At 41.7% G+C, this 21,456-nt stretch carries 27 protein-coding genes; 1 reads left to right on the top strand and 26 read right to left on the bottom strand.

All coding sequences use genetic code 11. The features are described from left to right. Positions 1-338: 338 nt before the first annotated feature. Entirely contained in the window at positions 339-1,058 is a 720-nt protein-coding gene (locus ACA086_RS08575; RefSeq protein WP_371002914.1) for a hypothetical protein, read from the top strand. Between the two features lie 98 nt (positions 1,059-1,156). Here the strand turns inward: ACA086_RS08575 and ACA086_RS08570 are convergent, their stop codons facing one another. From ACA086_RS08570 to ACA086_RS08445, 26 genes are all read right to left on the bottom strand, one after another. Further along, on the bottom strand, positions 1,157-1,666 hold the full coding sequence (locus ACA086_RS08570) for a hypothetical protein (protein WP_371002913.1): 510 nt from the start codon (positions 1,664-1,666) through the stop codon (positions 1,157-1,159). Between the two features lie 53 nt (positions 1,667-1,719). Further along, positions 1,720-2,928, bottom strand: a complete 1,209-nt coding sequence (locus ACA086_RS08565) for an MFS transporter (RefSeq protein WP_371002912.1) — start codon at positions 2,926-2,928, stop codon at positions 1,720-1,722. Beyond that, positions 2,928-5,060, bottom strand: a complete 2,133-nt coding sequence (locus ACA086_RS08560) for a copper-translocating P-type ATPase (protein ID WP_371002911.1) — start codon at positions 5,058-5,060, stop codon at positions 2,928-2,930. The genes ACA086_RS08565 and ACA086_RS08560 overlap by 1 nt, the downstream gene beginning before the upstream one ends. Positions 5,061-5,077: 17 nt before the next feature. Then, a complete protein-coding gene (locus tag ACA086_RS08555) occupies positions 5,078-5,371 on the bottom strand; it encodes a phosphoribosylpyrophosphate synthetase (RefSeq protein WP_371002910.1) in 294 nt (97 codons plus the stop codon). 6 nt (positions 5,372-5,377) lie between these two features. Next, positions 5,378-6,028 (bottom strand): hypothetical protein, encoded by a 651-nt coding sequence (locus ACA086_RS08550; RefSeq protein WP_371002909.1) that lies wholly within the window; start codon positions 6,026-6,028, stop codon positions 5,378-5,380. After that, positions 6,025-6,918, bottom strand: a complete 894-nt coding sequence (locus ACA086_RS08545) for a ribose-phosphate pyrophosphokinase (protein WP_371002908.1) — start codon at positions 6,916-6,918, stop codon at positions 6,025-6,027. Before ACA086_RS08545 ends, ACA086_RS08550 begins: the two co-directional genes overlap by 4 nt. Further along, positions 6,860-7,999: a hypothetical protein gene (locus ACA086_RS08540; protein WP_371002907.1), complete on the bottom strand. Its 1,140-nt coding sequence runs from the start codon at positions 7,997-7,999 to the stop codon at positions 6,860-6,862. The genes ACA086_RS08545 and ACA086_RS08540 overlap by 59 nt, the downstream gene beginning before the upstream one ends. A gap of 3 nt (positions 8,000-8,002) precedes the next feature. Then, on the bottom strand, positions 8,003-9,505 hold the full coding sequence (locus tag ACA086_RS08535; protein WP_371002906.1) for a thymidine phosphorylase family protein: 1,503 nt from the start codon (positions 9,503-9,505) through the stop codon (positions 8,003-8,005). A gap of 1 nt (position 9,506) precedes the next feature. Next, a complete protein-coding gene (locus ACA086_RS08530; RefSeq protein ID WP_371002905.1) occupies positions 9,507-9,965 on the bottom strand; it encodes a hypothetical protein in 459 nt (152 codons plus the stop codon). Between the two features lie 32 nt (positions 9,966-9,997). Further along, the gene (locus ACA086_RS08525) at positions 9,998-10,405 is read right to left on the bottom strand and encodes a hypothetical protein (RefSeq protein ID WP_371002904.1); all 408 of its coding nucleotides are present in this window, start codon (positions 10,403-10,405) and stop codon (positions 9,998-10,000) included. A gap of 5 nt (positions 10,406-10,410) precedes the next feature. After that, positions 10,411-11,793: an MBL fold metallo-hydrolase RNA specificity domain-containing protein gene (locus ACA086_RS08520; RefSeq protein ID WP_371002903.1), complete on the bottom strand. Its 1,383-nt coding sequence runs from the start codon at positions 11,791-11,793 to the stop codon at positions 10,411-10,413. A gap of 201 nt (positions 11,794-11,994) precedes the next feature. Next, a complete protein-coding gene (locus tag ACA086_RS08515; RefSeq protein ID WP_371002902.1) occupies positions 11,995-12,249 on the bottom strand; it encodes a hypothetical protein in 255 nt (84 codons plus the stop codon). Positions 12,250-12,279: 30 nt separating this feature from the next. Further along, positions 12,280-13,119 (bottom strand): ATP cone domain-containing protein, encoded by an 840-nt coding sequence (locus tag ACA086_RS08510; protein WP_371002901.1) that lies wholly within the window; start codon positions 13,117-13,119, stop codon positions 12,280-12,282. Further along, on the bottom strand, positions 13,112-13,615 hold the full coding sequence (locus tag ACA086_RS08505) for a potassium channel family protein (RefSeq protein WP_371002900.1): 504 nt from the start codon (positions 13,613-13,615) through the stop codon (positions 13,112-13,114). Before ACA086_RS08505 ends, ACA086_RS08510 begins: the two co-directional genes overlap by 8 nt. Before the next feature lie 66 nt (positions 13,616-13,681). Continuing rightward, a complete protein-coding gene (locus ACA086_RS08500; protein ID WP_371002899.1) occupies positions 13,682-14,512 on the bottom strand; it encodes a universal stress protein in 831 nt (276 codons plus the stop codon). A gap of 29 nt (positions 14,513-14,541) precedes the next feature. Beyond that, positions 14,542-14,913 carry a 6-phosphofructokinase gene (locus tag ACA086_RS08495; RefSeq protein WP_371002898.1) on the bottom strand — a complete coding sequence of 124 codons (372 nt, stop codon included), beginning with the start codon at positions 14,911-14,913 and terminating at the stop codon, positions 14,542-14,544. Further along, positions 14,910-16,259 (bottom strand): dicarboxylate/amino acid:cation symporter, encoded by a 1,350-nt coding sequence (locus tag ACA086_RS08490; protein ID WP_371002897.1) that lies wholly within the window; start codon positions 16,257-16,259, stop codon positions 14,910-14,912. Before ACA086_RS08490 ends, ACA086_RS08495 begins: the two co-directional genes overlap by 4 nt. 13 nt (positions 16,260-16,272) lie before the next feature. Then, positions 16,273-17,334, bottom strand: coding sequence for a class I fructose-bisphosphate aldolase (locus ACA086_RS08485; RefSeq protein ID WP_371002896.1), 1,062 nt, complete (start codon positions 17,332-17,334; stop codon positions 16,273-16,275). Positions 17,335-17,343: 9 nt separating this feature from the next. Next, positions 17,344-18,357, bottom strand: a complete 1,014-nt coding sequence (locus ACA086_RS08480; RefSeq protein WP_371002895.1) for a type II glyceraldehyde-3-phosphate dehydrogenase — start codon at positions 18,355-18,357, stop codon at positions 17,344-17,346. 163 nt (positions 18,358-18,520) lie between these two features. Next, positions 18,521-18,832, bottom strand: a complete 312-nt coding sequence (locus ACA086_RS08475; RefSeq protein WP_371002894.1) for a hypothetical protein — start codon at positions 18,830-18,832, stop codon at positions 18,521-18,523. Positions 18,833-18,878: 46 nt separating this feature from the next. Next, the gene (locus ACA086_RS08470) at positions 18,879-19,520 is read right to left on the bottom strand and encodes a lycopene cyclase domain-containing protein (RefSeq protein WP_371002893.1); all 642 of its coding nucleotides are present in this window, start codon (positions 19,518-19,520) and stop codon (positions 18,879-18,881) included. A gap of 267 nt (positions 19,521-19,787) precedes the next feature. Next, on the bottom strand, positions 19,788-20,327 hold the full coding sequence (locus ACA086_RS08465) for a hypothetical protein (RefSeq protein ID WP_371002892.1): 540 nt from the start codon (positions 20,325-20,327) through the stop codon (positions 19,788-19,790). A gap of 92 nt (positions 20,328-20,419) precedes the next feature. Further along, positions 20,420-20,692, bottom strand: a complete 273-nt coding sequence (locus ACA086_RS08460; RefSeq protein WP_371002891.1) for a DUF5676 family membrane protein — start codon at positions 20,690-20,692, stop codon at positions 20,420-20,422. Between the two features lie 16 nt (positions 20,693-20,708). Then, entirely contained in the window at positions 20,709-20,927 is a 219-nt protein-coding gene (locus ACA086_RS08455; RefSeq protein WP_371002890.1) for an SHOCT domain-containing protein, read from the bottom strand. A 34-nt stretch (positions 20,928-20,961) separates the two neighbouring features. Then, positions 20,962-21,177 (bottom strand): heavy-metal-associated domain-containing protein, encoded by a 216-nt coding sequence (locus tag ACA086_RS08450; protein ID WP_371002889.1) that lies wholly within the window; start codon positions 21,175-21,177, stop codon positions 20,962-20,964. A 13-nt stretch (positions 21,178-21,190) separates the two neighbouring features. Further along, a complete protein-coding gene (locus ACA086_RS08445) occupies positions 21,191-21,433 on the bottom strand; it encodes a hypothetical protein (RefSeq protein ID WP_371002888.1) in 243 nt (80 codons plus the stop codon). Positions 21,434-21,456 lie beyond the last annotated feature (23 nt).

Genomic DNA, 21,456 nt, shown 5'->3' with positions numbered 1-21,456 from the left:
GGCCGGATTGGGATTTATAAGTAGAGGTTTTCAATGGGTACACCCCGCTGAGATCTATCTGACCCTATTTTCGGTTGGCAGCCTTGGAGTCGCACACTATAAAAATTTTGAAGGTTCGAAGAGGCTTTGCCGGAGGAAATCGTGCCAAGATGGTAAAATCAATCGTGGTATCAACTCCTGGTCTCTATGGATAATTACATCCCTGGTTTTAATTTCTATGATAGTAAATTTTTGGTATGAATTTTAGAAAGGTGTACATCTTCCCCGTTGTTTTTTTGCTTCTTGTCATATCTAGTTGTAAAAAGGTTAAAAAACAATGGCATTTCGAAAGGAAAATTATGCTACCCATAGAATCCCGTCCCTTGGCATTGGCCAAGGACGGGGAAACCATTTGGTTTTCGGATCCTGATCATTTTCGTTTATATAAAATTGCCATGAATGGGCAGGTATTAGATTCAATCACCGGTATCCAACGGCCAATGAACATACATTTTGACAAGGGAGCACTATATATCCCCGAATTTTTGACCGACACCATCTGGCAATATAAAATGGGAAACTCCCGCCCCTTGAAAATCAATAAACGACCACAGGCCCCGGCCGGTGTTTCGGTATATGGGGATAGTATTCTAATAGCGGATTTTTACAATCATCGGATTCTAGTACAGACACCGAATGAAAGTTTTACCATTGGCAAGCAGGGCCACAAGGAGGACGAACTGTACTATCCAATAGATGTTAAGCTAAAAGAGGCGAAAGTATATGTAGCGGATGCCTATAATCACAGGGTTCAGGTCTTTGGTTTTGGTGGAAAACACTTAAAGACGATTGGTCTAAATGACCAAATAAACGTGGCCTCTGGTATTGCTTTGAATAGTCAGGAAATAGCGGTAACAGATCAAGAGAACGATCGTGTTTTGATTTATGGTTATGATGGGCAACTGTTTCAAGTTTTGGAAGAAGGGATAAATTATCCTACGGATGTTTTATTGGATATGGAATATCTATACATTACAAATTTTAAGGAGAATTCCATTTCGGTCTATCAAAAGAGGTGACTTGTTTCTGTTGATAGACCGAAATGGAGTGCTAAGAAAAAGATGGCCCCTATTTAGCTTCTCCTTTTAATTTAATGGCTCGACCGATGCAAATAATTTTATCTAGCACGTATATATTCTGTGAACTCATAGATTGTACCTTCGGCTGATTCCACTCCCGATTCCCTTCTAACCTGCAGTTGCTGACTCCTTAATTTAACCACCATAAAGGGCTCGTTAACATCCAAATATGAGTGGGTGAGTTTCCCGGATTCATTTAAGTCCCAAGTACCTATTTCAAGAAAGGAGTTGGCTATCTGGCTATGGCATGCAATTTCCCCAATTCCCCAGAAATACATATTTTCCGTTTGCTCATCTCCCTTCTGATAGCGAATCATATCATCCTTACGACAAACTTCAAATTGGGAAAACAAATCCTCTGTTGGTTCCAAATTTCCTAAGGTATCGTTTGCTTGACCAATGAATTGAGCCGTCCTTTTCCAATCGCCTTTTAAATTATCAACGGTAAAAGCAAGATTATCAGATTCTTGAGAACTTTGGTCATCACTATTGCAAGCAAACACAATCCATATGGTCAAGACCCATAAACAAATTGCTCTAGTTTTCATATCTCATATAGTATAAAGTTACTTTTGATCACATCATTAGGACTACCTTTATTTCAAATTCTTAAATAATACACCAATCCTATAGCAAACAAAACTATAACTCCAGCCATCATAAAAGGATAATAAAAACCGCCCGAAAGCAACCATGTGCCCAATACGGGTCCCAAAATCTGTCCGACGCTGTTCGTGGAGCTTTGTATGGAAATGTTTCTTCCTGTATTCTCCTTGGATATCAGAGAGACCGATGAAAGCAGATTTGGGGTTACCATTGCCCCACCACTAGCAAATACTACTATCAGGCCGTATACCGCTAGCTCATTGCTCAAAAATGGGAACACAATAAGCGAAAGTCCGGTTATCAATAGGCCTACTGTAATTTGCTGTTTCGAGCTCATTATCTTTTCACCATAAGTGGCAAAAACAGGCTGTAAGACCGCCATCACCGAACCACATAACATGAATCCAATCCCGACTTGGCCACTATTGAAGGCCAGTTTGTCCTTGCCATAAATCGAAAAGACGGTTTCAAATAGGGTAACCACAAATTGCATTACGAATGATAGCAGTAACAAGATCACAAAATAGCTACTAAAGGTGAAATTGAATTTTATCGTTTTATCCCTGAGCTGCTTTACGATCACTGTATTCTTTAACCATTTTAGAATAACGAACAATACGATCAAACCCAATACCGCGGCAAAAAGAAATGGAACAGAAAATCGGTCAAAATGAAATAGCCCAAAAGAAAATTTCAAGTGAACGTTTGTCCGGGACAACAGGCCCCCTAGCACAGGTCCAAAAATAAGACCGGAACTGATCGCGACCCCGGACCATGCCATTATCTTGATTCTGCGCTTTTCCGAGGTAATATCACTTAGATAGGCGTTGCAGACAGGGATCACCGAGGAAGTAAATATTCCCCCCAAGATACGGGCTACATATAGCATCGCAAGCGAAGTGGCCAGACCCGTTAACAGGTTCATCACCATAAATCCTATGAGGCCCACCAAAATTATGGGCTTACGACCATATTTATCGGAGAGTCTGCCCCACACGATTACGAATACCAGTTGAAAAAATGGATAAATGCTGGTTAACATCCCTACGTGGAAGTTGATCAGGTCGGTATCCAGATTATCCTTTAATGCCAATCTTTCCGTATAATAGGGAAGAATGGGCAGTAGAATACCATACCCCAACATTACCACGAACAGGCTCAATAGAACCAGAAATATCCTGTTGAGCCTTTCTTTTCTGTTCATTATTTTTTACCGATTTTCCTTTTTAATAATTGGGCGTTGATCGCCACAATGATGGTAGACAAACTCATAAAGACCGCGCCGACGGCTGGACCCAGAACAAATCCCGAGGAATATAATACCCCGGCCGCCAGCGGAATGGCAACAACATTATAGCCGGTGGCCCAAATAAGGTTCTGGATCATCTTGTTATAAGTGGCCTTCCCGAATAAGATCAGGTTGGCGATATCCTGTGGGTTACTGTTGACCAGAATAATATCGGCAGTCTCGGCGGCAACATCAGTACCGGATCCCACCGCAATACCAACATTTGCCTTTGCCAATGCAGGGGCATCGTTTACCCCATCTCCCGTCATAGCCACAAATTCCCCTTTATTTTGCAATTCTTCTACGATTTCCACTTTCTGGTGGGGCAGTACTTCGGCATAATAACCGTCTAGACCAAGTTTGTCGCTTACTGCCTTAGCGGTTTTTTCATTATCCCCAGTAGCCATCAACACTTTGATATTGTTCTTTTTGAATACTCTGATGGCTTCAGCGGATTCCGGCCTGATCTCATCGGCAAGGGCAATGTAGCCGGCCAACGTTCCATCTATTAAAACGAAAACTACCGTTTCGGCCGCATCGCTATAGGCATCCTCGGGAATGGTTATTTTTTCGTTCCGTAGATAACCGGGGCTTACCACCTTTATTTCCTTGCCTTCCACTATCGCTTCCACTCCTTTTCCTGTAATGGCATTGAAATTTTTAGGTTTTGGTATGGCTATCTTGTCATCCTTTACCTTTTTTATGATTCCGACCGCAATGGGATGTTCGGAGCTTTGTTCCAGGGCACTTGCCAACCGCAGGACTTCAGCTGAAGAATACCCTATATCTACCGATTCAATTCTAGTAACCCCAAAATCCCCTTTGGTCAAGGTGCCGGTCTTATCAAACAGCAATGCCGAAATCTTGCGGGATTCCTCGAATGCAGTCCTATTACGGATCAACAACCCGTTCTGCGCGGAAACTGCAGTGGAAATCGCCACCACCAATGGAATGGCAAGACCTAGGGCATGCGGACAGGCAATGACCATTACCGTAACCATTCGTTCCAAGGCATACACAAATGGGAAGCCCAAAATAAGCCATACGGCCAATGTGCCAAAACCAATAGCCAACGCAATATAGGTAAGCCATTTAGCGGCCCTATCGGATAGGTTTTGCATCTTGGATTTGGTTTTCTGTGCTTCCTCTACCATCTTGATTACTTTGTTGAGATAGCTGTCCTTACCGGTATGTTCTACCTTGACTTTTAAGGTACTGTTGCCGTTTACTGAACCGCCAATTACCTTATCGTCCAACTCCTTCTTAACTGGTTTTGACTCCCCTGTCAACATAGATTCGTTCAGGTAACTTGAGCCTTCCACAATGATCCCATCAGCAGGTACTTTTTCTCCTGGTTTTACTAGGATGACATCATCTTTTAATAAATCTTCCAATTTGATGTCTTCAATGGTTTCCCCTTTTACCCGATGCGCTTCAGCAGGCATCATACTGACCAATAATTGTAAAGCTTTTGATGCTCCGAGTACGCTTTTCATCTCAATCCAATGTCCAAGGAGCATAATGGCGATCAGGGTAGCCAATTCCCAGAAGAAATCGACGCCCTTCAAGCCAAAGACCGTTGCGGAACTATAGAAATAGGCAACACTTATGGCCATGGCTATCAGGGTCATCATGCCGGGCGAACCTTTTTTGATCTCGGACCAAAATCCCTTCAGGAAGGGCCAGCCACCATAGAAATAGACTATGGTGGATAGGGCGAATAGGATGTACGGATTGCCGGGAAGCAAAAAGTCGTATCCAAAAAATTCTTGGATCATCGGTGAGAGAAACAAGATGGGAACCGTTAGTAACAAAGTCACCCAAAACCTTTTTCTGAAGTCGGCAATCATCATCTTATGATGGTCATGGCCCATTTGCCCGTGGCCGGGGTTATGACCTGAATGATCGTTGCCCTTGTGATCCATTTTTGAGTGGTCCATTTTCCCGTGTTCTTTCTTTGCATGGTCCATTTTGGAATGATCCATCTTGGAGTGGTCCTCTTTCCCGGAGTTCAATTTTTCGTGATCATGATGTTCGTGATTTTCCATATAGCTTTATTTTAGGGTTATATCAATTTTTTTCGCATGGATTCTGAAATATTCCGGGCATACACACCATAGGCATCCACTAAAGTTCCCTTTACTCCATTCTTGGAAGAAATGGCGTAGAGAACACTATTGTCATCGGTGCTGCTCATACCCTCAAAACGATGTATCTCATCTACCTCAAAGTCTTCAGGGTGTAGCTCTAATTTTAGGGATGGGCATATCAAACAAAGTGGCCTTAGATTGAAATCATAGGTATAGCCCCTTTTTTGAAGGTCTTGTATCGCTTCGGAAAGTGTATCATAACTTTTCATTGATTCTTATTTATAGGTCATTGTAAAATAGCTGCCGTCTTCTTCTGTGAATTTCTGGTAGGACAGCAATCCTTTACCGTTCAGATCTTCATTTACGACATAGTTTAGCTGTTTAAAACGTATGCCTATTGCATAGGCCTTAACATTGAGTCTGGATCTGATGCTTTTACCGGTTCCATTAGAGTCCAAAATCCGATCATAAATTTTGATCTTGCTTTTTGAGCCAAAGAAGTCCAGTAACCCTGAATCGAAACTCATTTCCAGTTCGACATCTTCCAAATTATCCAAATCGTACAGCTCATTGAAATTCTCGGAGTTGGTGTTGATTTCGGTTACCTTTGATTTTGGATTGAAAAAGGGGAAAGCCATTACCATTACGCTGGCTTCATCGGGCCTACAACGATAGTTGGTAGAATATTTATCCGTAGAATCTCCATCTCTGTCGAATAGCTCGGTTACCACTTCAATTTCATAATATTCATCCGTTTCTTTTAACGTTCCCCCCTGAAAGGTTTGCTTGTTCAGAAAAACTCCATTTTCATCGAAATTTTCTCGAACCACAGATCTATTGACCAATTGGCCGATAAGCATTTCTTTCTGGGCTTGCGCCGAAAGGGATACGAATAAAAGGGTCGATATACAAAAGCCTATTTTCATGTATGGTGCATCAGTTCTGCTACTTCTTTGGCAATGATATCACTTAGGTCAATGCCGTTGGATTGATGTGGAATTGTATTGCATGTAATGATATTCTCAATATGGGCATCCCAAAGGTCTTGATATGCATTTCCGGAAAAAACGGCATGAATACCGATGCATATTGCTGGTTTCATTCCGGCATTTTTCAAATGCTCTGTAGTTTCGATCATAGTCCGGGCCGTAGATATAATATCATCCACCAAGACCGGGGTAGATTCTTTATATTTCTCCACATCGGGTACGGAAACTTCAACATCGCGGTCGCCGTGACGAACCTTTTGCAATACGGTAAACGGGACCCCTGCTTTTTTTGCCACATCTGAGACCCATTGTTCGCTTTCGGAATCAGGGCCTATCAGTACCGGATTGTGTATATTTTCCTTGATGTATTTGGCGATGGCATCCGCGGCATGAATAACCCTATTCGGAATATCGTATACCTCACCCAAAGAACTTATTCTATGCAAATGCGGGTCAATGGTAGTGATGCTATCGGCAAATCCTGAAATCAATTTTCCGAAAAACGTAGAGGTAACCCCTTCCCCTTCATGAAACACTTTGTCTTGACGCATATATGCCAAATAGGGTGCCACCAAACAGGTGCACATTGCGCCCAATGATTTGGCCGTATGGCTCAAGAAGTAGAGTGGTAACAATTTTTCGTCCGGTTCGTGCAGGGTACAGACCATTACAACACATTTTCCTTTCACATCAGAAAGGATACGTGTGTAGGATTCGCCGTCAGGGAATTTACGCAACGAGCATTCCCCGATCTCTGCATTCATTTTTTTAGCTAGAAGTTTCGTAAGTTCCTGATTCCCTGGAAGGCTGAACAGTATCGTTTTCATGATCGTTAGTATTTAAAATTCTAATATTATGTTTTTCCAAATAGGCCTTCAATTCATCAAAATCGCAGACTTCTTCAATATGTTTGAATCCTTTTTGCCCCTTCTTCAAGTACATCAATTCTGCTGTATAGGCGGTAACCGTTGCGGTTGCCATGGCCTCGTTCTTGCCGGTTGCCAAATACTTCATGGCCCATTGGGTCCCTAAACCGTCCTTTCCCTTAATCTCCGTTTGCAAGCCGAATTGCTCCGATCCTATCTGAGCGAGATCCAAGATCTTTTTAAATCCTTTCGGGCTTAGGTTTTTATACCACTTCGAGACACCCACTTTCTGGAGCAGGGAGAACAAATAGGTAACAACCTTGGAATCAAAAGCAATTCTAGTATCTATGGCTTCGGTGTTCACAATGAGCGGAATGGTATGTTGGTCCGAAAAATCGAACAGATAAAAAGTACGTTCCCTCTGTTCGTTCAACAACTTGGTCGATTTTGGTCGGGTAAAACCTTTCACGGCAACACTGCCCTCCTTTGTCTTTATCTTGAAGGTACTGGCAGCCTTTTCCAACATCCATCGAATAGAATCAACTCCATGGGCCTCTCCAAGGCCAAGCATCACATAGGTATGTATTTCATCTACTTCGGAAAATTGTTTGGCACCGTTAAACGCAAAAATGTTGGAAAGACCCGGCACCAAACCAACACTGGGAATAACCAAGCAATCCGCATTGTCAATATAATCCGATATTTCATAAAATCGTTTGTGTGTCATGAAGGAGGTGCCAACCTCCGTGTAATTTATATTAAGCTGGATACATTCGAGAATAAAAGAAATATTCATGGTCTCTATACAGTTCACGACTGTATGTATCTCACTAAAGTTTACATTTTCGAATCTTTCATTTTCGATGTCCAAGGAAATGGCTTTGGCAATGAGTCCTTTCCTTTGAATAAAATTTTCGGCCTTCAACTTGTTCCTGCCGGCAACGATAATTTTTGAAGGGTATCTCAAAGCAAGCTGTCGCGACACGATGGCCCCAACGGTACCGTACCCCCCGATTACCAATATTTTGTCTTTTTCGTCCATAGCTCATTCAATTACAATGATATCATCGTGATTCTGGTAGTACTCCAGAGCATAGTTCAATTCCCCATTTGTTTCAGCGTGGAGTTTGTAGAGCGACTCTCCTTTTTCTATTTCATGGCCCAAGCGTACATTCATTGAAATACCTGCCAACTTAGATTGTGGTGCCCCCGATAGTTTTGCCAGTTTTGCAATCTTTCGATTGTTTATTTTTTTGACCGTACCACGTTTAGGTGCATGCATCTCAAATTGATAAGGGGCAACATAGGTTTTTGAAAATCTTCCTTGGGCCTTGCATATGGCCTCGAATTTTTTGTAGGCTTTTCCGCTTTCCAGCAGTTCTTTCGCTGTTTCAAGGCCTTTTTCGGGTTTCACTTTTTCCGATAGTTCCAAGAGATGCCCCGCCAACAATAATGCCCGTTCTTTAAGGTCTTGTGGTGCATCCTCTTCATTTTGCAAAACACTTAAAACATCAATTGCTTCTAAATTGGGGCCGATACCCCTTCCCACGGGCTGACTCCCATCGGTAATGACCACTTTTATTTTGAGCCCCACCGAATTGCCTACAGCTTCCATATGTTCCTTAAGTTTTCTTGCGGCTTCTTCACTGCGCACCTTGGCCGTTTCTCCCACAGGGATGTCGATTACTACATGGGTAGCACCAGCGGCCGCTTTTTTAGACAATACCGAGGCAATCAGTTGTCCTTCGCTATCAATATCCAAGGCTTTTTCCACCTTTATAAGAATATCGTCCGCTGGGCTTAATTCGGCAGTGCCGCCCCAGACCAAACAGCCGCCATCCTGTTCTACGACACGTTTGATTTCTTCGCCAGAAAGGTTAACATTCGTTAATACTTCCATGGTATCGGCCGTACCGGCCGGAGAGGTAATGGCCCGTGAGGACGTTTTGGGCATGGTCAGCCCGTAGGCGGCAGCAATGGCAACCACAATGGGCGTGGTTCTATTGCCAGGCAATCCACCGATACAGTGCTTGTCCACCACTATTTCCTTGTTCCAATTCAATTGCTTTCCCGATCTTATCATCGCCTTGGTAAGGTCTGAGATTTCATTGATATCCATTCGGTCGCCGGCACAGGCCGTAATGAATGCCGATAGGTGGATATTGGAATAATCGCCTTCGATGATATCCGTGATGATGTCCTTGTAAGCTGTATAATCGAGCTTTTGATTATAAATTTTTGCCCTTACAAAACTCAATGACTCTATGGGTTCCAAATGGGACACGTATAACGTTTCGCCGTCCGATACTTTGAGTTTATTTGCCGCTACCTCTGACAGCCCTATTTCGCCCTGTCTAAGTACATCCGAAGTAATGATATGGAGGCTTGCAATTACCGAGGTACTCATATTCGATACACGTATACGGGTCAATGCTTCGAAACCTTCCGAAATACAGACATGGCAATCTTGCCGCATATACACGACGTTTTCATTTTGTGTGTAGATACCTAGCGATTTATATTTGAGGACGTTCGATTTTTCTTCCATTTTACATATTGAGTTTGTTTAATACTCTTTTTCCTTTTTCGGTAAAACATAGCCACCCGACCAGTGCCCCGCCCAACGTGGCTATTACCGTACCGTTGATGACAAAAAGTAGCGGGGTTTCCTTTCCTCCGAAATAGTCAAAATGCATATCTAGATAAAAGCAGAGGTAGTTACAGAAAAGGCCGAGCACTATTCCGGAGAGTTCGGCACAAAAAATGACTGCGTAGACCCCCTTCCATTTGCCCACGACAAAGAGAGCGATAATGGACCCGATGGCAGCTCCCATACCAAATCCACAGAAGACTATGGTCCATAAAAACTTGTGCAAAAGGTTGCCTTCGGGATATAAAAGGACGCCCCAAACGACAAATATGACGGCTTCGCCTAATATGGAAAACAAGATGGAAAGCTTTAAGGGCCTGAGTATTTCATTCGCGGATATGTTACTGGAATTTTTCATTCGTTTCTATATTGTTTGCCTAGTGTCTGTTGTTAAATTTTAAGTTTTCCTTTTTTCAAAGTGTAAGTAGTTCCCATTAATCCCAATGCCAAGGTCAGATCAAACCCAAGACAGAACAACGACCACCATTCGGGAGGATCCGTCGAAAATTCAATACTCCTTTGTGCCAGGTCGTATATTCCATGAAGTAGGAGTCCGAGTACAACTATTATCAATCCTTTACGATGGCCCCACACCGCTAAAGCAGAAAACAACAAGGCCATAACAAGCTCGAACAAGATTTCGCCTCTGTCATAGGATTGAAAGGCAAAAAGCCCATAGGAAAGGGCTATCACGATCAACAATGCAGGGTAGAGGCTCCGGTCTATTTCAGAACCGGTCACCTTGGCCCCAAATACGATGACACCTCCCAATAAGATTCCGATCAGTAGCACGACCATACTATTTACTTTATGTTGATTTCTTCAATGTTGTACAAAGTCGGAATCTCACTGTTCCAACCATAGGTTTCCTCGATTCCCTGTTTTAATGCTTCCGCCCCTTCCTTTTCGCCGTGTACAATGAATATTCTTTCGGGTTTTTCGTTTATATCGCTCAACCAGTCCAACAATTCTCTATGGTCGGCGTGGGCAGAAAGGCCCTCGATTTCTACCACTTCCATTTTAAAAGGAACTGTTTTTCCATATACCTTTAATTCTCTTTCACCTTCCAATATTTTTCTTCCCCGGGTGCCTTCGGCCTGATAGCCTATAAACAACAGTGTATTGTTTGGATTCTGGGCCTGGGTCTCCAAATAGTTGAGCATGCGTCCCCCCGTGAGCATCCCACTACCGGCTATTACAATTTTTGGTTTTCCATCGTCCCTCAGCTGCATGGTTTCATAAAAGCTGCTCACAATGGTAAAGTGGGAACACATGGCATCGCATTCCTCTTCGCTGAGTTTGTGCCAATCCCTGGTTCGATAGAACAGTTCCAGGACGTCAACCCCCATAGGGCTGTCCATGACCATACCTACCCTTGGTATTTTGTCTTCCTTCAACAGCCTATAGAGTATTAACATCATCAATTGGGCACGTTCTACTGAAAAGCTTGGAATAAAGAGACTGCCGCCCCTTGATATGGTTTCGTTGACCAGTTTTTCTATAAGGGGAATGGCCTCTTTCTCTTCGGAATGGAACCTTCCGCCATAGGTCGATTCCATAAAGACCACATCGGCCCTTTTTGGTTTTATTGGGGGATATAAGAGCAAATCGTTTGTTCTACCAATATCGCCCGAAAAGACAAATCGTTTACCCTGCATGTCCAATTCAATATAGGTTGCCCCGAGAATATGTCCGTTATACTGAAATCTTGCTTTTACGTTTTTCAACAAAGGCATCCACTGGCCCGGCGGTAGTCCTTTGAAGCGGGGAATGGTTTTTTCAACATCCTTCAAATTATATAAGGGTTTTGCAGGATTGTGCTTTGAATAACCTTCTTTATTGGCTCGTTCGGCCTCCTGCTCCTGAATTTTGGCACTATCGTTCAAAATTATTCTGGCGATGTCCAGAGTGGGGTAGGTGCCATAAATTGGCCCTTTAAAACCTTGCTTTACCAACCTTGGCAGATAGCCGACATGGTCCAAATGGCCGTGGGTAAGCAATATGGCATCAATGTCGTTGACGTTGACAGGCGGATATTCCCAATTTTTTAGGCGTAGTTCCTTGATTCCCTGAAATAGCCCGCAATCGATCAGTACTTTTCTATCCCCAGTATCCAGAAGGTATTTGGAGCCTGTAACGGTTCCCGCCGCACCTAAAAAATGAATTTGTATTGTACCTTTTTCCATTGCTTTTATTTGTTAAAGCTGGTGACCCAATTTCTGTAGGTTCACTAAAATCCCTTTCCTGAATATCTCCGGAATCAACATTATATTTTTATCATTATTCATTTTGATAACCCTTTCATCGCATCCAGCAAGTTCCGACCGTATGGGGCTATTGACCCGCTTAATCAAAACAGTCATTGAGGTCTTCATATTTGTCGAATTTTAGAGTTCATTGCAGCATGAAGGGGTGTTTCCTTTGGTATCGTTCGATTTGCACAACGTCGCTATTTCTTTATATAAATCGTGAAAGTCCTCTTTGATAAGAAGAGCTAGTTTCTTTGCGGATTTAGGCTCGGAATTTACCATCTCCAAGAGAATTTCAAAGGCTTCTTCCAGCAACAATGGATCGTCTTCCATTGCCTGGTAAAATGGCTCTAACTCGATACTCTTCTGTTTTTGCAATTCTTTTGTTTTCATCTGTATTATTGTTTAGGATTACTAATTATTTTAATGTGCTGTACATAATTCTTCCGAATCTTTGAGAATGTTTTTTTGTCTTTGTTTGGGAATACCTATTTGCTCCAATAGTGATGGGTTTTCGTTAATTTCCTTGCAGAGCACAATGCCTTTATCTAATAATTTAGATTTTTCAGCTTTGGTCAATGTGGTCAAAGAGGTTAAGGGATGTAGGCCGAGTCTGTCGATTCGCTCCTTCAAACCATGTCCTTTAGGATAATCCCAACTCGTTAGCATTAATCCGACACAGGTTCCATATTGGATGGCATCGCTCGTGAAGCGGGTATTGGTGCAGACACCACCTTGATGAAACTTGGTTTCATGGCCTTTTTGTTTCTCCCATTGCTTTTCGACATCCAAAAATCTTGAATGGATGTATAGCGGAATCTTTACATTACAAAACCGTCCTTGGTCACTGTGATATTTGCACTCAATCATATAGTGTTTATTGTCCTTCTGGGCAATCACGTCCACTTCATGCTGTACACAGTTGCCTTGTACGATTACCCCGACTTTTATGTCAAAACCTTCATGGTCAAACACCTTACCTACAAATTTTTCAAATGGATAGCCTGATGGGCCCAACTCCATAAGGGCTTTTTTTAGTTTGTACCTTGACGCACTTACCCTTGCTTTGTTTTTTAACATGCTAAAGGCAATCCGGTAAAGCTTTTTGGTGCTGATTCCATCATAAAGCGTATTTTCAATATCCTGAATGATTTGCTCAACAATTTTGCTAGCGGCACCCGATCTTTTCAAAGAGCGTATCAATTTTTCCACTTGAAAGGGTACTTTCTCCCCATTTGCCTTTATTACTTCTATGCTATTCATTGAGATGTATTTTTTTTATGTTGGCAAATGCGAAAACGACCAAGAAAAAGCTCAAAAATATTTCGAGCATGACTACGAATCTGGCCGCTTCGGAGATTGGGGCAATATCCCCATATCCGACTGTTGAAAAAGTAATTACACTGAAGTAAAAAAAGTGGAACAGATTATACACATATGAATTTGAATGAACGGACATACCTTCAAATGCCATTTGATCGAATTGGTAAAGACAGGTATAATCGGTTGCAAAAGAAAAAATGCTTATAATGATTATCAAACCAAAAACCCAAAGCAACCGCTCCAACGAATGACAGATTTTTATCAGTTTTGATAATCGTTTTAAAGTGGTCATCGTAATCACGATGGTCTTGCCCAATGCAGCTGTAACAATGATAATGTGGAATGGCAACGATTTATGGTCGACCATTGTCATTAAAGCAACATACAAAATGCCAATACCCACAATGCTAACAAGGGGCAAGGTCGTTTTTCCCAACAATAATTTGTAAAAGGATTTCCCCCCTATTTGATTTAAGCTACCCGACATTGTAATATGCTTTATTTAAATTTTAATTGTCATTACCGGAAGCATGGAATGATTGGCCACGCCCTCTGCGATACTTTTGGAGAACAAACTCAAAAAACCTGTATTGCCATGGGTGCACATGGCGATTAGGTCACCTTTATTGTGCTTCAAATAAGTGTTGATGCCCGTTTCAACATGGTTCTCGTTATACACGTTCATAGAGAAGTTCTTGAGTTCAGGAAACTTCTCAACGAAGCTCTTTATGGGGTCGAGACCAAGGGCTATACTATTACGGTCTGATTCAGTGTTGATACGCAGAAAGTGAATCTTCGCATTACATTTTTCTGCGATGGAAAGCACTTCTGTAAAGGCACTGCTGACATCTTCCCTGAAATCTGAAACGAAAACGATATCCTTAAAAGGAAACCTTACATTATCTTCTTTTACCACAATGACTGGTACGTCAGATTTTCTCACCAAACGTTCGACCTTGCTTCCCAAGAGTTCGCGAACTATGCCTTTGGTTCCACTGCTGCCAGTAATTATGAAGTCATGGTCATAATGGCCTGAGTGCTTCAATATGTTGTCTTGGTCAACATGAAATTGCAAAAATGTCTGGCATTTCAGATTTTCCTTTTCGGCCTTTTTTTCCAATTTACGTAACGACGCTTTTGCTTCTCCAATTTTTTTGAGGGTTTCGGGATATCTTTTTTCCTTTTGCTTGTCCAACTTTACCCAATCCACTGGTGTCTTGAGCAGATGTAAAAAGTGGATTTCCGCATTGTAACTTTTGGCCATCTCGATTCCGAGCTCGGCTGCCTTCTTGCAGTTCTTGGAAAAATCCGTGGGTACTAGTATATTTTTCATGGTGATATAGTTTTAGGTTCATATGAGTTCTAGGGTATATTTCGAGGATTTTTACTGGTAACCTCATTTCCAGAGTCCATGCCTTTCTCAAAACAATCCAAATTATAGATTGTGATATCTGCAATATTGGTCAAAGCGAGTTGTCTTCCAGCTTCGGGAAGGAATCTCCCGCTACGTGCGGTCTTAAGAATAGTACCCCCTCTATGCATCAGCTTTTGAAGTTCACGAGTTTTCAGATTGATTGTATCACCGTCAATAAGACCTTTATAACCTTTGAGAAAACCACGTATTTTTATGTGGTTTGCTTCGGCGGCTTTTGCGATCGCAAATAAAGCCGCATTTATGCCTGGGGAATCCCCTCCGGAAGTAAAAACCCCGATATGTTTAATAGTAGTGTTCATGATTCAGTAGTTTTAAGTTTAGAGGTAATCAGCTGGGGTGTTTTTCCATAAAATCGATTGAATACCATACAGGCAGTAAGATCGCCGGCAACGTTAACTGCCGTCCGGAACATTCCAAGTAACCGTTCCACCCCTATAATGATGATTATTCCTTCTGCCGGTATGCCTGCACCGGATAGTACAGAAGCCAAAATCACAACGCCCCCTCCGGGTATTGCAGGTGTCCCTATAGATGCCGCAACGATGGTAACCACCACCACGATGACATTCAACAGGCCCATTTCCAGTCCGTAAGCTTGAGCAATAAACAGGGTCGTTATGGTTTGGTAAAGCGCCGTACCGTCCATATTTACGGTAGCTCCGATAGGTATTATGAAATTACTGATTGTAGGATCTACCTCTAGTTCTTCCTCCGCGGTTTTGAGGGAGAGGGGCATTACCGCTGCAGAGCTTGTGGTCGAGAAGGCCAGCAGCTGGACATCCCTGATCTTACGTAAAAACCGTAACGGATTTCCTTTGCCCAAAAGGCTTACACCTATCAGATAAATTACCACCAACAACAATAACCCTATCAAGACGACGAGCACATAAAAGCCCAGACCTGAAAGTGAATTTAGACCAACACTGGAGGTCAGCTGTGCCATCAAGCCGAACACGGCAACGGGAACCAGTAACATGGCCCACTTGACCACGGTCATACAGATTTCCTGAATGGCACTCAATAATAATTTTACAGGTTTTAGCAAGTCGTCGGGAAGGGACAATACGGCAACACCTATTATAATAGTAAAAATGACGATACTCAACATTTCGCCACTTACCATGGATGCCAAAGGATTGTCGGGCAACAAATTTGTAATAGCATTCGGAATATCGTTTATCCCGAATGATAATTCAGTGCTTTCGGAAGTATTGGCCAATGTCTCCTCATGATCCACAACGGCTTGTTGATGTAGATATTTACCCGGACGAAAGATTAAGGCAAGGATTGTACCTATAGTTACCGAAATAATTGTTGTGGAAATAAAATATAAGAGGACCCCGCCACCTAGCTTTTTCAGATTCTCTTTGTCATTACTTGCTATACCTGTTATGATGGAGGCAACAATCAAGGGTATCATGATCATCTGTACCAATTTGAGAAAGAGCATGCCCGGCAGGGCCAACCAATTGCCAAGAACATCGGCAGTACTTTTGGTTATCCAACCATTTTGGGGACTTAACAACAGTCCGAGACCTACCCCAAGGAACAGTGCAACGATAACTTTTAGCCATAACCTATCTTCCACCAATTTTTGCAGGTAGTGGTTAAGGGATTTCAGTGATTTTATTTCCGTATCGAACATTCCTTATTATCCATTATGCTATAGTTACTTTATTCTCTAAATAAACGCCCTGTACGCCATGTAACAGTTCAACCCCTTCTTTGAACGGCCTCTGAAAAGCCTTTCTTCCCAAGATCAGACCGGAGCCACCGGCTCGTTTATTGATGACTGCGGTGGTAATTGCTTCGGCCAAGTCAGATTCGCCTTTAGAGCCACCTCCCGAATTAATCAACCCGATTTTTCCCATATAGCAATTTGCCACTTGTAACCTACATAGGTCAATGGGATGTTCCGTGGTCAAGGTTTTGTACATGACATCGTCGTATTTACCGAATCCAATATTTTTGAATCCATAATTGGTAGTTGGCAACTTTTGCTTGATAATATCCGCCTGTATAGTAACCCCAAGATGATTGGCCTGCCCTGTCAAATCGGCCGATGAATGATAATCTTCTGTATCGGTTTTGAAAGCTTCGTTTCGGGTGTAACACCAGAGAATGGTGACCATTCCAAGACTGTGCGCCTCCGCAAATGCCTCGGAAATCTCCTTCAACTGCCGATTACTTTCCTCGGAACCGAAATAAATGGTCGCCCCGATTGCCACGGCACCCATGTTCCAAGCTTCCTTCACTGTACCGAAGAGCGTTTGGTCGTATTTGCTGGGATAGGTCAAAAGCTCGTTGTGATTTATTTTTACGATAAACGGAACTTTATGCGCATATTTCCGTGCGTAAAGACCCAAGCCCCCGAAAGTCGAGACCACTCCGTTGCACCCTGCTTCGATAGCCAGTTTAATGATGTTTTCAGGGTCAAAATAATCGGGGTTCTTGTAGAAAGAAAATAATGCACTGTGCTCAATGCCCTGATCCACAGGCAAGATGCTTAGATAACCTGTTCCCCCTAGGTTGCCGTTACCATACAATTGAGAAAGGCTTCTGAGAGTCTGGGCGTTTCGATTGCTATTGGCAAAAACCTGATCGACCGTTTCACCATTTGGAATCTGCAATTCATCTTTGGTAATTTTTTGGCTTACATGGTCCAACAAGTACTCTGTTTGGTCTCCAAGGTGTTTTATGATTGTTTCATATGTGCTCATGTCAATATTTTATAAGATTCCCAGACTTTGGTTTGTTTTTTCGATAGATTTTATACCATCGGTTTCGAGTCCTGTAAGGGCACGTATTGCATCTATGGTTTCAGGGATTACGATAGCTTGGTTATCCACTACATAGGCATAAAAGAGTTCATCACCCTCTACTTTTAGCATATCTTCCCACAGGGCCACTTCATACATATCGCCCCAAGGCCTGCCCATGTCCAAATACATTTCCTTAATGGTATTATTAGATACCAAGCCTTGGTCATATCGGATAAATTGGATACGTGTGGAAGTCTTAAAAGCTTCCAAAACTTCTTCTTTGGAAGATTTTCGATTGAGCTTTACATTCCAGTAATGCAAATGGCTCAGAGTCTCCGGGACTTTGACAGCAGCAGTTACCACATCGAGATTTGGATCCACACTTTGGGCATCTGGGCCCTGATGACTTGGAATTTCTTTTTCGGGAACCATTGTATTCATGATACCACCCAAATGGCTTTCCCAAGGGTCGGTCGCCCTCCTTAGCAAAGTGCCCCTTGCAGAATCGAGCAAATCAGCCCTTTTTAATGCAGTCAATGTTCGCAGAATGGAAGTGGTGTTGCAGGAAACAACTCTTGTGGCATTCAAATCAACTGCCGATTCATAATTATTTTCAGCACTAAAGGAATGGCCCGTGGTCTTGTGTTTTTCTCCTCCCTGCACGATAAACTTGACACCTCGCTTTTTATACGTTTCTACATTTTTTGCTGCGATGTTTTTGGGGGTACAATCCACAACGAGATCCACTTTTTCTAAAAGGTCTGCCATGCTACCGTCTACTGAAATATTGGCTGCTTTCATCTCTTTTTCCGCTTCTGGCGTGGCCGTATATACGGCATAACCTTTTCGCACGGCATTTTGAATTCGCCAATCGCTGATGACATCACAGATGCCTGAAAGTTTCATATCATCTTGTACATTGACGGCATCGGCCACCCGCTTACCGATTACCCCATATCCTATTACTGCTATATTTTTCATTTTCAATTATTTTTAATGATTTGACATTTCTTCTACAATTGATGCGCGTTGCACATCAATTTTCTTACTTCTTTTGATTACCCTATTGCCTTTTTCATTGGTAAAATAGTTGATGGCCCCATGACACCACCAAAATGAGGTCGGTACCAAAGTCTTCCACCTTTTATAAAAATGCACTTTTGGGAAGCCCGTTGACCACGGCAGTAGTTATCGACAATGCATCATTCTTTTCTTTTCGTGAATTTGAGGCATCACTAACAATAGCTTCCGCGGTTTTTATTGCGTTGGACATGGCTTCTTCAGAATAACTACCCAACGAACCTGCGTGGGGGGCTATTCGCGGATTAACCAGCAAGAGATTCTCAAAAACCGATATAATCTGTACTTCTGTATTGGTGGGGAGCGGTAACTTTGAAAATTCTTCTACTGTTGCTTTACTGTAGTCAGAGTCGTCTATTGCTACTAGTATTTTCATGACATTGTATTTATAAGTGATACTTTATGATCGTATTAAATAACCATTAATCAATGGTTATCGGTTTCATTACTTTTTTCCAGTACAAGTGCTCGTATAGCCCGGACCAGTACATCCCAAAAGTAAAGGCGAACAAAAGCTCTTCAATTGGAATGCCCAGAACAAGAATATGTGTTAGGTTTTTCAGATTCCAGTACAGCTCCACATATTGGGGGTAAAACGGAAGGATACTCCCGAAATAGACAAAGTAGAGTACTGTAAACAGCATACCACCGACCCAGATTTTGCCCTTTAGATCGGGGCGGCAGTACAGGGTTGCCAGACCTCCGAAAAACAAGGCGATGACCCCACAATAAATATGATTAAGCCCTGTAAAAAGGCTTAGTGCCGCAAAAATCAGAACAGGAACAAAAAGAATATAAACATGAAGCGAATGCCTCTGGTGGCTTCTTTCTGTATGCGGCATTTCAATAAATCTTCTTTTAAAGATAAGGTTGTACAACACCGTTCCTATACCACCAATGGCGAAGGAGAAAATGAGACTTTCAATGTCGAAACCTGTTTTTATAGCCAAATCGAAAAGAGATGGAGGGTACCAATACTCGGGAACGAACAGCGGCTCGGTAAGCCCAAAGGGCATGGTTATCCAGCTCATCTTCAGCATTTCTCTTCGAGAATCTTTCTTCATAAGATAAACCACGCCCCAAAGGGCTAGAATAATAAGGGACCATATAAACCATACGTAATGCACCTATTTATTATTTGTGAATGAATAAGAGCAACATTGCAATTTTCTACTATTATCCATTCTAGAATAAAAGTCATCACTATACTCAACAACACTTTACAAAATACTACCTCTAAGTAAAAGCACTGATTTTTTGTAAAGGCTCTACAAATCCAATCAAATCATTTTTTATCTGTTCAAAAGGAGAAAACTATAGCCCTATTAAACCTATAATTTTGTTCCCTGAAATTCGAGCTTAGTAGTTATGCCGTCTACCATTCTATCGAAGCGATATCGAAAACTATGGTCTTGAATATCAAACTCGCCAAAATGCTCTTCATCTCCATCTCCCTGATGTTCGTCATTGAGATGATGCATCCATTCGGTTTCATTATTTTGAATATGCCCCATCATACCTCTACTAATATGATCTTCTGATAGCCTATGTCCATAAGCGGTCTCAAAATCATCTCCGGTAAAACAAACCCTTACAAAGTTCATATCATCATAGTAATTCAATATAAGGGTAGTATCTAATTCAGAATTGAATAAATGAACCTCAATCATTAAGTTTCCAATCTTGGTTATTTCCGCCATGGCATCCTCAGTGATTTTTCTCTCTTCCTTACTTTGGCCATTGGGACTAGTGATTGTTCCTACATAAATTCCTTCAATTTTATTGTCATATGGCAATTCTGGTCTGTCACAACCTGTAAAAACAAACAAACTCATAGCGATTGTGACGCTAATCAATCTAATTTTTTTCATTTCATTTATATTTTAAAAGTTCAAAACAAAAACCTGAAGCATTATATATCTCCAGAATAATTTTTTGTTATCATATAGTTATTTTGCATTTATTAATTTTTAATTTGAGCGTTATAAAAAGCTGCGATGCAAACACCAACAAGCCATCCTAGGATGAACGTTTGAATAATTCCGAGACCAGCCTCCCATAATGGAACATTCATTCTAATAATGCTCGTGGTATCAAGCCCGTGCAATAGGCTGTTAAAGAATTTTACAGAACCTTCTTGCCCGGCGGTCATCATTACAATTATACAGCCCAAATAGACCAAACTCCCCGTTAGGCCGATTGCAAAACCAATTTTTTTTAAGTTGATCCGATTCATGATTCTTGTTTTTAAATTAAATATCAGAGTTTAAAATTTTCTTGGATTCCTCATATTCTTCTTTTGTGATTTCGCCTTTGGCGAATCGCTTTTTAAGAATATCGTGTGGGTTCTCTCTTTGGTTTTTTCGATAGGGAATGTCATACGGTACAAAAAATATCCAGATTAATAGACTCAGCCATATGATCCACCATATAAAATGCATACCGCCCCAATGTCCGTCGAAATAATGCATAGTTTTTAATTTTAATTATTAGTATTTATTTGTTCTATTCTATTTCCGATATTGTATAACGGTCGAGCTGATCGAGCTGTTTTTGCAAATCATTTACTGAATGATTATCATTCATATTGATTTTGACAACTCCTTTTGGACTCAAGAATATTTTGGCTTCATCTATAGCCTCATGGGCTTCCAAAACCTTCTTGACCCTCATGATACAGCCTCCACAGCTTATCCCGTCTATTTGAAACTTCTTTTTCATAAGTTTTTCGATTTTAATGTTGGTGCTGTTCTTTGTCCTTGTCCTGTTTTACTTCACTTTTCCTTTTCAGGTTATCCTCTGTTAGACCATGACTGTGGCCACGGTGTCGCATTGGCATTAACAAATGGACAGCAAACATGATTACAATAAAAGTGAACAGGGTCAGGTTGCCTTTGATTCCGAATACGGGAGCGAAAAAAATTAGCAATAAGGGTAGGCCACATCCGATGACCATCCAAATCCAGTGTCCTTTCATTTTTTTGGTTTTTTTAGAATTCA

Source organism: Muriicola sp. E247, assembly GCF_041358175.1.
Classification (GTDB): Bacteria; Bacteroidota; Bacteroidia; order Flavobacteriales; family Flavobacteriaceae; genus Muriicola.
Note: the sequence above shows the minus strand (reverse complement) of the source record. Positions and strands in the feature narration are given on the sequence as shown.

Coding starts and splice junctions, on each gene's coding strand:
- ACA086_RS08575 (WP_371002914.1), top strand. CDS start 339: ATGCTACCCATAGAATCCCGTCCCTTGGCATTGGCCAAGGACGGGGAA.
- ACA086_RS08570 (WP_371002913.1), bottom strand. CDS start 1,666: ATGAAAACTAGAGCAATTTGTTTATGGGTCTTGACCATATGGATTGTG.
- ACA086_RS08565 (WP_371002912.1), bottom strand. CDS start 2,928: ATGAACAGAAAAGAAAGGCTCAACAGGATATTTCTGGTTCTATTGAGC.
- ACA086_RS08560 (WP_371002911.1), bottom strand. CDS start 5,060: ATGGAAAATCACGAACATCATGATCACGAAAAATTGAACTCCGGGAAA.
- ACA086_RS08555 (WP_371002910.1), bottom strand. CDS start 5,371: ATGAAAAGTTATGATACACTTTCCGAAGCGATACAAGACCTTCAAAAA.
- ACA086_RS08550 (WP_371002909.1), bottom strand. CDS start 6,028: ATGAAAATAGGCTTTTGTATATCGACCCTTTTATTCGTATCCCTTTCG.
- ACA086_RS08545 (WP_371002908.1), bottom strand. CDS start 6,918: ATGAAAACGATACTGTTCAGCCTTCCAGGGAATCAGGAACTTACGAAA.
- ACA086_RS08540 (WP_371002907.1), bottom strand. CDS start 7,999: ATGGACGAAAAAGACAAAATATTGGTAATCGGGGGGTACGGTACCGTT.
- ACA086_RS08535 (WP_371002906.1), bottom strand. CDS start 9,505: ATGGAAGAAAAATCGAACGTCCTCAAATATAAATCGCTAGGTATCTAC.
- ACA086_RS08530 (WP_371002905.1), bottom strand. CDS start 9,965: ATGAAAAATTCCAGTAACATATCCGCGAATGAAATACTCAGGCCCTTA.
- ACA086_RS08525 (WP_371002904.1), bottom strand. CDS start 10,405: ATGGTCGTGCTACTGATCGGAATCTTATTGGGAGGTGTCATCGTATTT.
- ACA086_RS08520 (WP_371002903.1), bottom strand. CDS start 11,793: ATGGAAAAAGGTACAATACAAATTCATTTTTTAGGTGCGGCGGGAACC.
- ACA086_RS08515 (WP_371002902.1), bottom strand. CDS start 12,249: ATGAAAACAAAAGAATTGCAAAAACAGAAGAGTATCGAGTTAGAGCCA.
- ACA086_RS08510 (WP_371002901.1), bottom strand. CDS start 13,119: ATGAATAGCATAGAAGTAATAAAGGCAAATGGGGAGAAAGTACCCTTT.
- ACA086_RS08500 (WP_371002899.1), bottom strand. CDS start 14,512: ATGAAAAATATACTAGTACCCACGGATTTTTCCAAGAACTGCAAGAAG.
- ACA086_RS08495 (WP_371002898.1), bottom strand. CDS start 14,913: ATGAACACTACTATTAAACATATCGGGGTTTTTACTTCCGGAGGGGAT.
- ACA086_RS08490 (WP_371002897.1), bottom strand. CDS start 16,259: ATGTTCGATACGGAAATAAAATCACTGAAATCCCTTAACCACTACCTG.
- ACA086_RS08485 (WP_371002896.1), bottom strand. CDS start 17,334: ATGAGCACATATGAAACAATCATAAAACACCTTGGAGACCAAACAGAG.
- ACA086_RS08480 (WP_371002895.1), bottom strand. CDS start 18,357: ATGAAAAATATAGCAGTAATAGGATATGGGGTAATCGGTAAGCGGGTG.
- ACA086_RS08475 (WP_371002894.1), bottom strand. CDS start 18,832: ATGAAAATACTAGTAGCAATAGACGACTCTGACTACAGTAAAGCAACA.
- ACA086_RS08470 (WP_371002893.1), bottom strand. CDS start 19,520: ATGAAGAAAGATTCTCGAAGAGAAATGCTGAAGATGAGCTGGATAACC.
- ACA086_RS08465 (WP_371002892.1), bottom strand. CDS start 20,327: ATGAAAAAAATTAGATTGATTAGCGTCACAATCGCTATGAGTTTGTTT.
- ACA086_RS08460 (WP_371002891.1), bottom strand. CDS start 20,692: ATGAATCGGATCAACTTAAAAAAAATTGGTTTTGCAATCGGCCTAACG.
- ACA086_RS08455 (WP_371002890.1), bottom strand. CDS start 20,927: ATGCATTATTTCGACGGACATTGGGGCGGTATGCATTTTATATGGTGG.
- ACA086_RS08450 (WP_371002889.1), bottom strand. CDS start 21,177: ATGAAAAAGAAGTTTCAAATAGACGGGATAAGCTGTGGAGGCTGTATC.
- ACA086_RS08445 (WP_371002888.1), bottom strand. CDS start 21,433: ATGAAAGGACACTGGATTTGGATGGTCATCGGATGTGGCCTACCCTTA.